The organism is Streptomyces sp. NPDC058045 (assembly GCF_042885635.1).
Classification (GTDB): Bacteria; Actinomycetota; Actinomycetes; order Streptomycetales; family Streptomycetaceae; genus Streptomyces.
This window is the reverse complement of sequence record NZ_JBHVRR010000084.1, coordinates 1-14,193: the sequence shown is the minus strand read 5'-3', so window position 1 is coordinate 14,193 and position 14,193 is coordinate 1. Positions and strand designations below refer to the sequence as shown.

The following is a 14,193-nucleotide window of genomic DNA, read 5'->3' as shown; positions in this document are numbered from 1 at the left end:
CCCCGGATGAGGTGCGGGCCGTCGCCGTGGAGCGGTGGGACGTCACTTGGCGGCGTCGTCCTTCGTGTCGTCGTTCTTCTCGCCCTCTTCGTCCTCCAGGACGGGGATGAGGGAGAGCTTGCCGCGGGAGTCGATCTCGGCGATCTCGACCTGGACCTTCTGGCCGACGCCGAGGACGTCGTCGACGTTCTCCACGCGCTTGCCGCCGGCCAGCTTGCGGATCTGCGAGATGTGCAGCAGGCCGTCCTTGCCGGGCAGCAGGGAGACGAAGGCACCGAAGGTGGTGGTCTTGACGACCGTGCCCAGGTACCGCTCGCCGACCTCGGGCATCGTCGGGTTGGCGATGCCGTTGACGGTGGCGCGGGCGGCTTCGGCGGAGGGGCCGTCGGCGGCACCGATGTAGATGGTGCCGTCGTCCTCGATGGTGATGTCGGCGCCGGTGTCCTCCTGGATCTGGTTGATCATCTTGCCCTTGGGGCCGATGACCTCGCCGATCTTGTCCACGGGGATCTTGACGGTGATGATCCGCGGGGCGTTGGGGGACATCTCGTCCGGCGTGTCGATGGCTTCCATCATCACGTCGAGGATGTGCAGCCGGGCGTCGCGCGCCTGCTTGAGGGCGGCGGCGAGCACGGAGGCCGGGATGCCGTCCAGCTTGGTGTCGAGCTGGAGGGCGGTCACGAACTGCTTGGTGCCGGCGACCTTGAAGTCCATGTCGCCGTAGGCGTCTTCGGCACCGAGGATGTCGGTGAGGGTGACGTAGTGCGTCTCGCCGTCGATCTCCTGGGAGATGAGGCCCATGGCGATACCGGCGACGGGGGCCTTCAGCGGCACACCGGCGTTCAGCATGGACATGGTGGAGGCGCAGACGGAGCCCATGGACGTGGAGCCGTTGGAGCCGAGTGCCTCGGACACCTGGCGGATCGCGTAGGGGAAGTCCTCGCGAGCCGGCAGCACGGGCACCAGGGCGCGCTCGGCGAGGGCGCCGTGGCCGATCTCGCGGCGCTTGGGGGAGCCGACCCGGCCGGTCTCACCGGTGGAGTACGGCGGGAAGTTGTAGTTGTGCATGTAGCGCTTGCGGGTCACCGGGGAGAGGGTGTCCAACTGCTGCTCCATGCGCAGCATGTTGAGGGTGGTGACGCCCAGGATCTGCGTCTCGCCGCGCTCGAACAGGGCGGAGCCGTGCACCCGCGGGATGGCCTCGACCTCGGCGGCCAGGGTGCGGATGTCGGTGACACCGCGGCCGTCGATGCGCTTCTTCTCCTTGATGACGCGCTCGCGGACCAGCTTCTTGGTCAGCGCGCGGTACGCCCCGGAGATCTCCTTCTCGCGGCCCTCGAACTGCGGCAGCAGCTTCTCGGCGGCGAGCGCCTTGACGCGGTCCAGCTCGGCCTCGCGCTCCTGCTTGCCGGCGATGGTGAGCGCCTGGGCCAGCTCGTCGCGGACGGCGTTGGTGAGCGCGTCGAGGACGTCGTCCTGGTAGTCCAGGAAGATCGGGAACTCGCCGGTGGGCTTGGCGGCCTTGGCGGCGAGGTCGGCCTGGGCCTTGCAGAGCACCTTGATGAAGGGCTTCGCGGCCTCCAGACCGGCAGCGACGACCTCCTCGGTGGGCGCCTCGGCGCCGCCCTCGACCAGCTTGATGGTCTTCTCGGTGGCCTCGGCCTCGACCATCATGATCGCGACGTCGCCGTCCTCCAGCACACGGCCGGCGACGACCATGTCGAAGACGGCGTCCTCCAGCTCGGTGTGCGTCGGGAAGGCCACCCACTGGCCCCGGATGAGGGCGACGCGGGTGCCGCCGATCGGGCCGGAGAAGGGCAGCCCCGCGAGCTGGGTGGAGGCGGAGGCGGCGTTGATGGCGACCACGTCGTAGAGGTGGTCGGGGTTGAGCGCCATGATCGTCTCGACGATCTGGATCTCGTTGCGCAGGCCCTTCTTGAAGGAGGGGCGCAGCGGGCGGTCGATCAGGCGGCAGGTGAGGATGGCGTCCTCGGAGGGACGGCCCTCGCGGCGGAAGAAGGAACCGGGGATCTTCCCGGCCGCGTACATGCGCTCCTCGACGTCCACCGTGAGGGGGAAGAAGTCGAGCTGGTCCTTCGGGTTCTTGGACGCGGTGGTGGCCGACAGCACCATGGTGTCGTCGTCCAGGTACGCCACGGCGGAGCCGGCGGCCTGCTTGGCCAGGCGGCCCGTCTCGAAGCGGATGGTGCGGGTGCCGAAGGTGCCGTTGTCGATGACGGCTTCGGCGTAGTGGGTCTCGTTCTCCACCGGCGGTTTCTCCGTTACGTGTCGTCTACGTGTCGTCTTGTGCCCCCGGCGGCCCGTGTGGCCGCGGGGGCGGTCCGCGCCCGTGTGGCGGGGGCCGGGCGGAGAAGCGCGCCGTGGTTGCTTGCCGGTCTTCGATCGAAGCACCCGGGGTGCGGGGCGGCGCTGCCGCCTCTTCCCGGGGGCCACTACCGAGGACCGGCGACGGCGGGGTGCGCCTCTCCTGGTCTGCGGTGTGTCCGCGCGCGCTGCGCGCCGACGCGGTCCCGCTACTTCTTCACTTCTCTGCTTCTCTGCGTTTGCTCTTCACGTCTGCTTGCTCATTGCTGCCACCAGAGTACAAACCCGCGGTGACAGTGCGCACGCAGAGCCGCCGCCCGGTACCGGGACCGTACGGCGAAGGGAGCGGCCCCCGGGGTGGGAACCGCTCCCTCGCACACCGTCCTAGCGGGCGCCGGCCGCACCGCGGCGGATGCCGAGGCGCTCGACCAGCGCACGGAAGCGCTGGATGTCCTTCTTGGCCAGGTACTGCAGCAGCCGGCGGCGCTGGCCGACCAGGATGAGCAGACCGCGGCGGGAGTGGTGGTCGTGCTTGTGCGTCTTGAGGTGCTCGGTCAGGTCCGTGATCCGGCGCGAGAGCAGGGCGACCTGGACCTCGGGGGAGCCGGTGTCACCCTCCTTGGTGGCGAACTCGGACATGATCTGCTTCTTCGTTGCGGCGTCGAGCGACACTGGAACTCCTTGAGCTTCGTGATGCCACCGAGTGCCCCTGGTCTCTTTCTCAGGGGAGCTTCCGTGACTCGGGAGGCGGGGATCCGCTGGGCGCTGCCCGCAGCTCCCGGTCCGGGAATCCGCGGGCGCGTACACAAACGGCCAGGGCACAGGTTACCAGCACGTCGGACGGGGCCGGACCGGACGGCCACCGCACCCGGCGCCCCGTCCTCAACCGCCCGCCCCGGTACGTCAGTTGCCCTGCTCCCGCTGGTACGCCCAGATCCCGATGGCGGCGACGACGATCAGCAGCAGCACGATCCAGCCCCAGGGCATCCCGCCGCCGGAGCCGTGGTGGGAGCCGTAGTGCCCGTGGTGGTAGCTGTGGTGGCGGTAACCGCTGAGGGCCAGTGTGTGCAGGGTCTCCGAGGTCATGGGCGGGACCGTAGCCGCCCGCGGCGGGGCCCGGATACGGCGGTCACGCGGTGGTGACAGGTCCGTGCCGGGGTGTGACAGGAGGCCGCACGGCAGCCGCCCGACGCGGCTACGCTGAGGCACGCAGTGCGTCCGACGCGTGAAGGGAACGTTCCATATGGCCGCTGAGCTGGACCCCGAGGTGAAGGCCCGAAAGGAACGGGAGAAGGACGAGCTCTACGCACTCGACATCTCCGGTGTCGAGTGGCGCAGCGCCCCCGGTACCGAGGAGCACGAGGAGCGGGTGGAGATCGCCGATCTGCCCGGCGGCGGGATCGCTATGCGGTCCTCGCTGGATCCGGAGACGGTGCTGCGGTACACGGAGGCCGAGTGGCGTGCCTTTGTACTCGGGGCGCGGGACGGCGAGTTCGACCTGGTGCCGACGGAGCGCAACGGGGGCCTGGACGCCGGCTGACGGCGGTGTCCGACGGGCCTCGGCGGGGCGGTTCCTCCGGATCGGAGGGCCGCCCCGCCGGCGTGCGCGGGGCGTGGCACCGGCGATGTGCGGGCAGGGGACGGGGAGGCGCGGCGGGCAGGGGCCGGCCGTGGATGTGAGGTAACTGGCCGTCAATGGGGGCGGACAGCCCTGCCGTAGCGGCGGTCCCAGTGATTAGGCTGGGCCCGTTGCGCCGCGGTGGCCCGGCCCGGGTCGGCGGCGCCGAGGGGGATGGCCGACCGCGTCCAGGACCGAGGACCGCGGCCGGCGGCACAGTCGCCCCCGTAAGCGCCAGAGGTGTTCCACCACAGCAGGAGGCATTGTGAGCAGCGATCGGGACGGGAACCGCGGGGGCTGGGAGACACCCGGCGACGACCAGTCCGACGCCACGGCCACCGGCGAGCCGTCGGGGGAGTTCACCATCGACTACGCGCCGCCCGCCTGGTACACCCAGCACCCGTCGGACGGGGCCGGCTCGGCCGCCGCGCAGCCTCCGCAGGACGCTCCCCCGGCCCAGGAGGACGCGCCACCGGCGCCGGAGGCCGGTCCTGGTCAGCCCTGGGACGCCCGGCCGCCCACGCCGCCCGCAGAGCCGGAGGACGACGGGGACCTGGACAGCGGGGCCACCATGCGGATCTCCAAGGTGGCGCTCAAGCGCCAACTGGCCGCGCTCGGCCTGTCCCCCGAGGACACCGACACAGGCCCGCGGCCCGGCGGCGGACTCAATCTGCGCAAGACCACGGGCACCGACTCGGACACCGATTCCGGCTCCAACTCCCTTGCCGGCCCCGGCGATACGGCTGCCGGGACCCCGGGCGACGGTACGGGCGAGGCGGCCGGGGACGAGGGCTCGGCGGCCGAGTCGGGGTCGGGTTCCGATTCGGCGTCCGATTCCGGTGCCGGTTCCGCGCGCGAGTCCGTTGCTGATGCCGCGTCCGACGGCGGTGCCGCTCCCGGGGACGGGAGTGCGCAGGCCCGGGCGGAGGATGCGGCCGCTGATTCCGCGGACGCGGTCGTGGTCACGGACGGCGAGGGGGACGCCGAGCGGACGGATGCCGGGAGCGCGTCGACTCCGGCCGATGTACGGGGTGCCGGTGAGCGGGACGGTGAGGGCGAGTCGGCGGAGGACGTACAGGACGCGGTGCCCGAGGACGGTGTACAGGACGCGGTGCCCGAGGACGGTGTGCAGGACGCCGTGCCCGAGGACGGTGTGCAGGACGCCGTGCCCGAGGACGGTGTGCAGGACGCCGTGCCCGGTGGGGAGCGGGATCGGGCGGCCTCACCCTGGGAGCGGCCGTCGGGAGCGCAGGGCGGGTTGCCGCCGCTGCCGCCCTCCTTCCAGCCCGCCGAGCCCCAGCCGTCCGCACCGCGGCAGCCCGAAGCTCCGGCGCAGCCCCGCGCCCAGGCCTTCCCGCCGCCGCCCACCACCCCGGCCGCCACACCTCAGCCACCCGCCGTACCGCCGCAGACTCCTCCCGCGCCGCCCGGCCCGCAGCCGGAGCAGTCGCAGGCCCCGTTCGGGCAGCGCCCCCAGCAGGACCAGCCGCAGGCCCAACTCCCGTACGGGCAGCAGCAGTCCGCGCCCGAGACGCCTTCCGAGCAGCAGCCCGCGCCGCCTCCGCCGCCGGAGGTCGCGCCCAGTACGCCCGGTACCTGGTCCCCGCAGCCCCCCGCCACTCCCCCGGCCACCGGCCAGCACGGCGGATACGGCTTCCCTCAGCCCCAAGCCCAGCCCCAGCCCCCGGCCGAACCGCAGCCCGAGCCCCACCCCGAACCGCAGGCCCAGCCTCCGGCCACCGGGCAGGGCGGTGGCTACGGTTTCCCGCAGCAGACGCCGCAGAACCCCGGGACCGCCACCCCGCCCGAGTCCCGCCCCCAGCACGGCGGTTACGGGTTCCCCCAGCAGCACGGCACGCCCCATGCGGGTGGCGTCGCACAGCCCGAGTCGGCCCAACTCCCGGATGCGACACGGCAGTTGCTGCCGTTGCCGCAACAGGCCGACGCCTCCGCGCAGTCCGCCGGCGGATACGGATTCCCGCAGTCCCAGGCCCAGCCCACCGCCACCGACCAGGGCGGCTACGGCTTCCCCCACTCCGGAGCCCAGCAGCCCGGCGCGCAGTCCCCCGCGTACCCCGGCAACTCCGCACAACCGGGCCAGGCACCCCTCCCACCCCAGACCAACTCCCAGGCCCACAGCCAGAATCCGAACCAGAATCAGCACCAGAACCAAAACCAGAACCAGAACCAGGCATACGCGCAGCCTCAAGCTCAGCCCCAAGCCCAACCGCAACCCCAAGCCCAGCAGGTCCAACCAGGTCAGCAAGCCCAACAGGGCCAGCCCGGTGGGCAGTCCGGAGTGGATCCGCGGACCGGGCAGGCGTGGCCGCAGGCCGTGCGGCACGACCAGCGGCAGCCGACCAATCCGGGGGCGCCCCTCGGGTACACCGCGGCCGTGGAGCTGTCCTCGGAGCGCTTGCTCAACTCCAAGCGGCAGCGGGCCAAGAGCGGGCGGGCGCTGGGCGGTTCGCTGTTCAGGTTCGGCGGCAAGAAGGAGGAGGCGGAGCGGCAGCGGAAGCTGGAACTGATCCGCACCCCGGTGCTGTCCTGCTACCGGATCGCCGTGATCAGCCTCAAGGGCGGCGTCGGCAAGACGACGACCACGACCGCGCTGGGGGCGACGCTGGCCAGCGAGCGGCAGGACAAGATCCTGGCGATCGACGCCAACCCGGACGCGGGCACCCTCGGCCGCCGGGTGCGCCGGGAGACCGGTGCCACCATCCGGGATCTGGTGCAGGCCATCCCGTACCTCAACTCGTACATGGACATCCGGCGGTTCACCTCGCAGGCGCCGTCGGGGCTGGAGATCATCGCCAACGATGTGGACCCGGCGGTCTCCACCACGTTCAACGACGAGGACTACCGGCGGGCCATCGATGTGCTGGGCAAGCAGTACCCGATCATCCTGACCGACTCGGGGACGGGGCTGCTGTACAGCGCGATGCGCGGGGTGCTGGATCTGGCCGACCAGTTGATCATCATCTCGACGCCGTCGGTGGACGGTGCGAGCAGTGCCTCCACCACGCTGGACTGGCTCTCGGCGCACGGCTACGCGGATCTGGTCTCGCGCTCCATCACGGTGATCTCCGGGGTCCGCGAGACCGGCAAGATGATCAAGGTGGACGACATCGTGGGGCACTTCCAGACGCGGTGCCGCGGGGTTGTCGTGGTGCCGTTCGACGAGCACCTCTCGGCGGGGGCCGAGGTCGACCTGGCCATGATGCGGCCCAAGGTCCGGGAGGCGTACTTCAATCTGTCGGCGCTGGTGGCCGAGGACTTCGCACGCCATCAGAAGGCGAACGGCCTGTGGACCTCGGACGGCAATCCCCCACCGCAGATCGCCCCGCCGCTGCCGAACGCCGGCCAGCACGGACAGCAGCCGTCCCCCGGCCAGCAGTACCCGGGCCGGCCCGGGTACCAGCAACCACAGCCACAGCCGCCCGCACAACCGCACCCCGCGCCGCAGCCGCCGCAATCACCGCAGCCGCCGTCGCACGGCGGACCGCAGGCACCCCCGCACGGGTCCTGATCCGGTCCGCCCCGAGGGGCGACCGTTCCGAGGGGGCGTCGGCCGGATCCGGTCGGCGCCCCTTCGTCCGTCTCACACGTTCGGCGGATTCAACGACTCCGGATTGACGTCCCGTATGCCCGGTTCGTACGTGATGTTCGGGGTCGGGGGCCCGGACCTGGCTGCGGGCCGGGCGTCAGGCCCTGGCCAGCAAGGCGTCACAGTTCTAGACCAATGTGCGCCGATTCGGGTTCAACTTGTTATTTCCGCAGGCCACATGGGGTCCATCGGCCGTTGACTCTGGCTCTGGCGCGCTGATACACACTCATCAACCCAACCGGCACGCCAAGATCCATCAGATGATCCTAGAAGGATTCGTCAGCCTTCCCTGCGCAGGCTTTTCCGGCGCGAGCGATGACGCGAGGTCACCGACCCATGGACACACAAGATGAGTACGGCAGAGCACAAGCCCCCAGCGCGGCACGCCCCGGCGGGCGCCCGCGGCGCGGACGGCTGAGGCTGCTGCTCGCCGCGGGCGCCGCGGCCTTCACCCTCAGCGCCTCCCTGGCCACGCCGCTCAACCCGGCCCCCCAGCAGGCGAGCGCCGCGGACGGCAAGAGCGACAGCGGGAAGAAGACCCTCACGGTCGCGGTCTCGCAGAGCGTGGACTCGCTCAGCCCGTTCCTCGCCACCAAGCTGGTCAGTACGAGCGTGCACCGTCTGATGTACGAGTACCTGACCAGCTTCGACCCCAAGGACAACCACGTCATCCCGGGCTTCGCCACCAAGTGGAAGACCTCGGCGGACAAGCTGACCTGGACGTACACGATCCGGTCGGACTCCAAGTGGTCGGACGGTCAGCAGGCGACCGCCGCGGACGCCGCGTTCACCTTCAACAAGATGATGACGGACGAGGCCGCGGCCACCGCCAACGGCAGCTTCGTCACCAACTTCGAGAAGGTCACCGCGCCCAGCCCCACCGAGCTCGTGGTGAAGCTGAAGAAGCCGCAGGCGACCATGACGGCCCTGGACATCCCGATCGTGCCCGAGCACATCTGGAAGGACGTCAAGGACTTCTCGAAGTTCAACAACGACAAGAAGTTCCCGATCGTCGGGAACGGCCCCTTCACGCTGACCGAGTACAAGGTCGACCAGTACGTGAAGCTGAAGGCCAACAAGCACTTCTGGCGCGGTGCGCCCAAGTTCGACGAGCTGGTCTTCAAGACGTACAAGGACCAGGACGCCGCGGTCGCCGCGCTCCGCAAGGGCGAGGTTTCGTTCGTGGCGGGCTCGCCGGCGCTGACGCCCGCTCAGGCCGCCTCCCTCAAGGGCGAGCCGGACATCAAGGTCAACGAGGGCCCCGGGCGCCGCTTCTACTCGATAGCCGCCAACCCGGGCGCGCGGACCAAGAGCGGCAAGAAGTTCGGTAACGGCAGTGAGGCCGTCCAGGACCAGAAGGTGCGCCAGGCGCTGTTCCTCGCCGTGGACCGCAAGACCATCGTGGACAAGGTCTTCCAGGGCCACGCGGTGCAGGGCGAGGGCTATATCCCGCCGCGCTTCAAGGACTACTTCTGGAAGCCGTCCGCGGACCAGTCGCTCGCCTACGACCCGGCGCGGGCGGCCAAGATGCTCGACGACGCCGGATACAAGCTGAAGGACGGCAAGCGCCTCGGCAAGGACGGCAAGCCGCTGAACCTCCGGATGCTGTGCCACGCCACCGACCCCAACGACAAGGCGGTCGGCAAGTACCTCAAGGAGTGGTGGGGCAAGCTCGGCATCGGCCTCAAGCTGAACTGCCTGGACGACCCGTCGGTGCCCTGGGCCGCCGGTGAGTACGACCTGGCCTTCGACGGCTGGTCGGTCAACCCGGACCCGGACTTCGTCCTCGGCATCCACACCTGCGCCACGCTCCCCACCGTCGCCAAGCAGACGGCCGGCACCGACAACTACATCTGCAACAAGAAGTTCGACGAGCTGTACGGCAAGCAGCTCGCCGAGTACGACCTGGCGAAGCGCGCCGACTACGTCAAGCAGATGCAGTCCTGGCTGTACGACTCCGGGTACATGAGCGTCATGGCGTACCCGAACGCGGTGGAGGCGTACCGCACCGACCAGATCAAGTCGATCACCACCATGCCGACCGCCGCGGGCAACATCTACGGGCAGGACGGCTACTGGAGCTGGTGGTCGGCGGTTCCGGCGGACGGCAAGGACTCCTCGTCCGGCTCCTCGACCGGGATGATCGTCGGGATCGCGGTGGCCGTGGTGGTCGTCGCCGGTGCCGGTGTGTTCCTCGCGCGGCGCCGCTCGGCCACCGCGGAAGAGCGTGAGTAACGTGAGCCAGCGGGCCCCGGGCACCTGCCCGGGGCCCATGCCCGGGAGAGCACCGCATGGTAGCTGAGAGCACCACCCCAAGCCTCGCCGCGGACGCGGCCCCTCCGGCGGAAGCGGACGGCGGCCCCGGCGCCAAGGGCCCGGCCGCCCGCGGCCCCGGGTCCGGCAACACAGCGGCCTATCTCCGGTACGTGGCGGGGAAGATCGCGGGCGCGATCATCTCCCTGTTCGCGGTGCTGGTGACGAGCTTCTTCCTGTTCCGCCTGATCCCCAGCAACCCGGTCAAGCAGATGACCGGCGGGCGCCGTATGTCGGACGCCCAACTTGAGACGCTGCGGCACCAGTTCGGCCTCGACCAGCCGATGTGGAAGCAGTTCACCACCTACGTGGGCGATGCTCTCACCGGCGACTTCGGCACCTCGTTCCAGTTCCACTCGCCCGTGATCGACAAGATCACCGACGCGCTGCCGGCGACGCTGCTGCTCTCCGGCACCTCGTTCGCCATCTTCACCGCGCTCGGCATCTGGCTGGGCACCCGCAGCGCCTGGCGCAACGGCTCGCGCAGCGACCGCTTCCACACCGCGCTCGCCCTGACGCTGTACTCGGTGCCCTCGTTCTGGCTGGGGCTGCTGCTGATCATCGTCCTCGCGGTGGGCCTCGGGCCGATCCCCGGCCTCTTCCCCACCGGCGGTCTGGAGACCGGCGGGCTGCACGGCTTCGCCTACGCCGCCGACGTGGCCCGGCACATGGTGCTGCCGGTGATCACCCTGGTGGCGGTCTGCTACGCGCAGACCCTGCTGGTGATGCGGTCCTCGCTGCTGGACGAGATGGGCAGCGACTACCTGACCACGGCCCGCGCCAAGGGCCTCCGGGACGACCTGGTGCGGCGGCGGCACGCGGTGCCCAACGCGATGCTGCCGACATTCACCCTGGTGTTCGTCAACCTCGGCAATGTGGTGGCCGGTCAGATCCTGGTGGAGACGGTGTTCTCCTGGCCCGGCCTCGGCGGGCTGTTCTACCAGGCGCTGAGCGTGCCCGACCTGCCGCTGGTACAGGCCCTGTTCTTTGTCTTCGCGACCGCGGTGATCCTCGCGAACACCGCCGCCGACCTGCTGTATCCGCTCCTCGATCCCCGGGTGGGCCGATGACTGCCGATTCCCTGACGGCGAAGGACGCCGGGCCCGGCCCGGACGTCCCGAAGGACCCCGGCCGGAGCCCGCGCGCCCTGGCCCGCGCCCGGCGCCGCCTCGCCGCGGCCCGCTTCTGGCGCTCCTACCGCAGCCATCGCGCCGGGCTGTGGGGCCTGGGCGGGCTGCTGGTGATCGCGCTGGTGGCGATCTGCGCGCCGCTGCTGGTCGGTTCCGACTCGCAGAGCGTCACCCATGCCTCCGGCGGCCCGCTCGCCCCGCCCAGCGGCGACTTCCCGCTGGGCACCGACCAGTTCGGCCGCAGCGTCCTCGCCCTGCTGGTGTACGGCTCGCGGGTGTCGCTGACGGTGGGACTGCTCGCCGCCTTCCTCTGTGTGGCGATCGGCACCGTGGTGGGGATCGTCGCGGGCCACTTCCGCGGCTGGTTCGCCACGGTGCTGATGCGGGTCACCGACTGGTTCCTGGTGATGCCGACGCTGGTGCTGGCCATCGCGCTGGCGACGGTGATGAGCCGCTCCATCTGGACGGTGATCATCGCCATCGGTGTCACCACCTGGCCGACCACGGCCCGGCTGGTACGGGCGCAGACCCTGGCCGTGGAGTCCCGCCCGTACATCGAGCGGGCCCGCGCCCTGGGCGGCGGGCATCTGCATGTGATGCTGCGGCATGTCCTGCCCAATGTGATGCCGCTGGTGCTCGCCCAGACCACGCTGGTGATCTCCAACGCCATCCTCACCGAGGCGACCCTGGCCTTCCTGGGGCTGAGCGATCCGACCGTGACCTCCTGGGGCGGCATGTTGCAGGACGCCCGGGAGGCGGGCGCGGTCAGTGCCGGCGACTGGTGGTATCTGGCACCGCCCGGTATCGCCATCGCCCTGGTGTCGCTGGCCTTCACCATGTGCGGCCGGACCATCGAGTCGGTCCTCAACCCGAAGCTGGGGGTGGCCCGTTGAGCACCGGGACACTGCGCAAGGAGCAGTCCGAAGAGCCCGCCGGCGACGGTGCGGTGAAGCCCCCCGTACTGGAGGTGCGCGGCCTGGAGGTGACGTACCCGGGCGGGATGCGGGCGGTGCGCGGGGTGGACTTCACTCTGCACGCCGGTCAGAAACTGGGCATCGCCGGGGAGTCGGGCTGCGGCAAGTCCACGCTGGCGCTGGCCCTGCTGCGGCTGGTGCCACCGGGTACCGAGGTCACCGGGGAGGTCCTGCTCAACGGTGAGGACGTGCTCGCCATGAAGTGGGGCCGGCTGCGGGCGGTGCGCTGGGCGGGTGCCTCCCTGGTCTTCCAGGGGGCCATGCACTCGCTCAACGCGGTGCACCGCGTCGGCGACCAGGTGGCCGAACCGATCCTGCTGCACCAGAAGGCGACCCAGGCCGCGGCCCGGCGCCGGGCCGGTGATCTGCTGGAGCAGGTGGGCCTGCCGCGGGCGCGGCTCGACGCGTACCCGCACGAGCTGTCCGGCGGGCAGCGGCAGCGGGTGATGATCGCGATGGCCCTCGCCTGCGACCCGGACCTGATCATCGCGGACGAGCCGACCACCGCGCTCGATGTGATGATCCAGGCGCAGATCCTGCGCCTGATCGAGGAGTTGGTCCGCGAGCAGGACCTGGCGCTCATCATGATCAGCCACGATCTGGCGGTCCTCGCCGACACCTGCGACCGGCTCGCCGTGATGTACGCGGGCCGCGTCGTCGAGGAGGGCCCCGCCCGCGAGATCTACGAGCACGCCCGGCACCCGTACGGTCGGGCCCTGTCGGCGGCGTTCCCGCGGATCGGTGACCGTTCGTCCCGGTTCGCGCCGCGCGGACTGCCCGGCGATCCGCCCGACCCGTCGGCGCTGCCCGCCGGGTGCACCTTCCATCCGCGCTGCCCGGTGGCCGTGGACATCTGCCGCACCGAGGACCCGGCCCTCCGCCCGGCGGGCCCGGCACGTCGGGCGGCCTGCGTCCACGCGGAGACCGGGCTGCCGGAAGCGGACGGCAGCGCTGCCGACGGTACGGCCAAGTCCGTTGCGGAGGCGGGGAGTTCGGCTCCCGCGGCGGACGGCGGCGGGGAGACCGGCGGCGAGGACTCCGGCGGTTCCGATGAGGCGAGGAGCAGCAGCACATGACCATCTCCGACTCCCCCGAGGCGCCGGCCGCCGCCCCCGGCGGCACGGAGCCGCTGCTCAGCGCCGACGCCCTGCACATCACCTTCCCCGGCCGCCGCGGCGCCGCCCCCGCCCGCGCGGTGGACGGGGTGGACCTGGACATCAGGCCCGGTGAGATCGTCGCCCTGGTCGGCGAGTCGGGCTGCGGCAAGACCACGCTCGCCCGCTCCCTGCTCGGCCTGGTCCAGCCCACCAGCGGCCGGGTCACCTTCGGCGGCCGCCCGCTGGACTACTCGGCCCGCGCCCTCAAGGCCTACCGCAAGCGCGTCCAACTCGTCCTCCAGGACCCGAGCGGCTCCCTCAACCCCCGGCACACCGTGTACGACGCGGTCGCCGAGGGCCTGCGGATCCACGGGTACGCGGGCGACGAGCGGGCCGCCGTCACCGGCGCGCTGTCCCGGGCGGGGCTGCGGCCCCCGGAGCGCTTCCTGCTGCGGTACCCGAACGAGCTGTCCGGCGGGCAGCGGCAGCGGGTGGTCATCGCGGGCGCGCTGGTGCTGGAGCCCGAACTCCTCGTCGCGGACGAGCCGGTGGCCTCCCTGGACGCCTCGGTGCGCGGCGAGATCCTGGCCCTGATGCTGCGGCTGCGCGACGAACTCGGCCTGGCCGCCCTGGTCGTGACGCACGATCTGGGTCTGGCGTGGAACATCGCGGACCGGGTCGCCGTGATGTACCTGGGCCGCATCGTGGAGACCGGCGATGTGGAGCAGGTCCTCACCCGCCCCCGCCACCCCTACACGCAGGCCCTGCTGTCGGTGCTGCCGGAGGCGGAGGGCGAGGAGATCGTCCTCACCGGTGAGCCGCCGGACCCCTCGCGGGTACCGGGCGGTTGCCGCTTCCACGCCCGCTGCCAGATCCTGGCGAGCGGTGCGGCGGAGCGGGCCGGGGTGGCCGAGGCCTGCCGTACCGAGGATCTGCCGGTCCTCTCCGGCGGCGCCGCCACCCAGGTCGCCTGCCACTGGGCCAGCACCCTCGGGGCGGAGGAGAACGGCGGTGTGAAGACCCTGGCGCCCGCGGACGGCACCGCCTCCTGAGAACGGGACAGAGCTGAGGGGGAGGTGCCCGGCCGGGCACCTCCCCCTCAGCTCTGCTCCCGCCGCCGCGGCTTCAG

The 14,193-nt window shown here is 71.4% G+C and carries 10 protein-coding genes; 7 read left to right on the top strand and 3 right to left on the bottom strand.

Annotated features, from left to right (window positions below; all coding sequences use genetic code 11):
* Window positions 1–42: 42 nt before the first annotated feature.
* The 3 genes from ACFVST_RS28190 to ACFVST_RS28180 form a co-directional block, all read right to left on the bottom strand.
* A complete protein-coding gene (locus tag ACFVST_RS28190) occupies window positions 43–2,268 on the bottom strand; it encodes a polyribonucleotide nucleotidyltransferase (protein ID WP_390156422.1) in 2,226 nt (741 codons plus the stop codon).
* Window positions 2,269–2,709: 441 nt separating this feature from the next.
* Entirely contained in the window at window positions 2,710–2,997 is a 288-nt protein-coding gene (rpsO, locus tag ACFVST_RS28185; RefSeq protein ID WP_390156421.1) for a 30S ribosomal protein S15, read from the bottom strand.
* A 231-nt stretch (window positions 2,998–3,228) separates the two neighbouring features.
* Complete coding sequence (locus ACFVST_RS28180) at window positions 3,229–3,411, bottom strand: hypothetical protein (RefSeq protein ID WP_390156420.1); 183 nt, start codon at window positions 3,409–3,411, stop codon at window positions 3,229–3,231.
* A 157-nt stretch (window positions 3,412–3,568) separates the two neighbouring features.
* Here ACFVST_RS28180 and ACFVST_RS28175 point away from each other — a divergent pair, with 157 nt between their 5' ends.
* The 7 genes from ACFVST_RS28175 to ACFVST_RS28145 all read left to right on the top strand — a co-directional run bounded on the left by ACFVST_RS28175 (window position 3,569) and on the right by ACFVST_RS28145 (window position 14,116).
* Window positions 3,569–3,865, top strand: a complete 297-nt coding sequence (locus tag ACFVST_RS28175; protein WP_390156419.1) for a DUF397 domain-containing protein — start codon at window positions 3,569–3,571, stop codon at window positions 3,863–3,865.
* Between the two features lie 343 nt (window positions 3,866–4,208).
* The gene (locus tag ACFVST_RS28170; RefSeq protein WP_390156418.1) at window positions 4,209–7,472 is read left to right on the top strand and encodes an SCO5717 family growth-regulating ATPase; all 3,264 of its coding nucleotides are present in this window, start codon (window positions 4,209–4,211) and stop codon (window positions 7,470–7,472) included.
* A 414-nt stretch (window positions 7,473–7,886) separates the two neighbouring features.
* A complete protein-coding gene (locus ACFVST_RS28165) occupies window positions 7,887–9,785 on the top strand; it encodes an ABC transporter substrate-binding protein (RefSeq protein WP_390156417.1) in 1,899 nt (632 codons plus the stop codon).
* A 56-nt stretch (window positions 9,786–9,841) separates the two neighbouring features.
* A complete protein-coding gene (locus ACFVST_RS28160; RefSeq protein WP_390156416.1) occupies window positions 9,842–10,933 on the top strand; it encodes an ABC transporter permease in 1,092 nt (363 codons plus the stop codon).
* Complete coding sequence (locus ACFVST_RS28155) at window positions 10,930–11,886, top strand: ABC transporter permease (RefSeq protein ID WP_390156415.1); 957 nt, start codon at window positions 10,930–10,932, stop codon at window positions 11,884–11,886. Before ACFVST_RS28160 ends, ACFVST_RS28155 begins: the two co-directional genes overlap by 4 nt.
* A 107-nt stretch (window positions 11,887–11,993) precedes the next feature.
* On the top strand, window positions 11,994–13,043 hold the full coding sequence (locus tag ACFVST_RS28150) for an ABC transporter ATP-binding protein (protein ID WP_390156423.1): 1,050 nt from the start codon (window positions 11,994–11,996) through the stop codon (window positions 13,041–13,043).
* Complete coding sequence (locus ACFVST_RS28145) at window positions 13,040–14,116, top strand: oligopeptide/dipeptide ABC transporter ATP-binding protein (protein ID WP_390156414.1); 1,077 nt, start codon at window positions 13,040–13,042, stop codon at window positions 14,114–14,116. The genes ACFVST_RS28150 and ACFVST_RS28145 overlap by 4 nt, the downstream gene beginning before the upstream one ends.
* The last annotated feature ends 77 nt before the right edge of the window (window positions 14,117–14,193 follow it).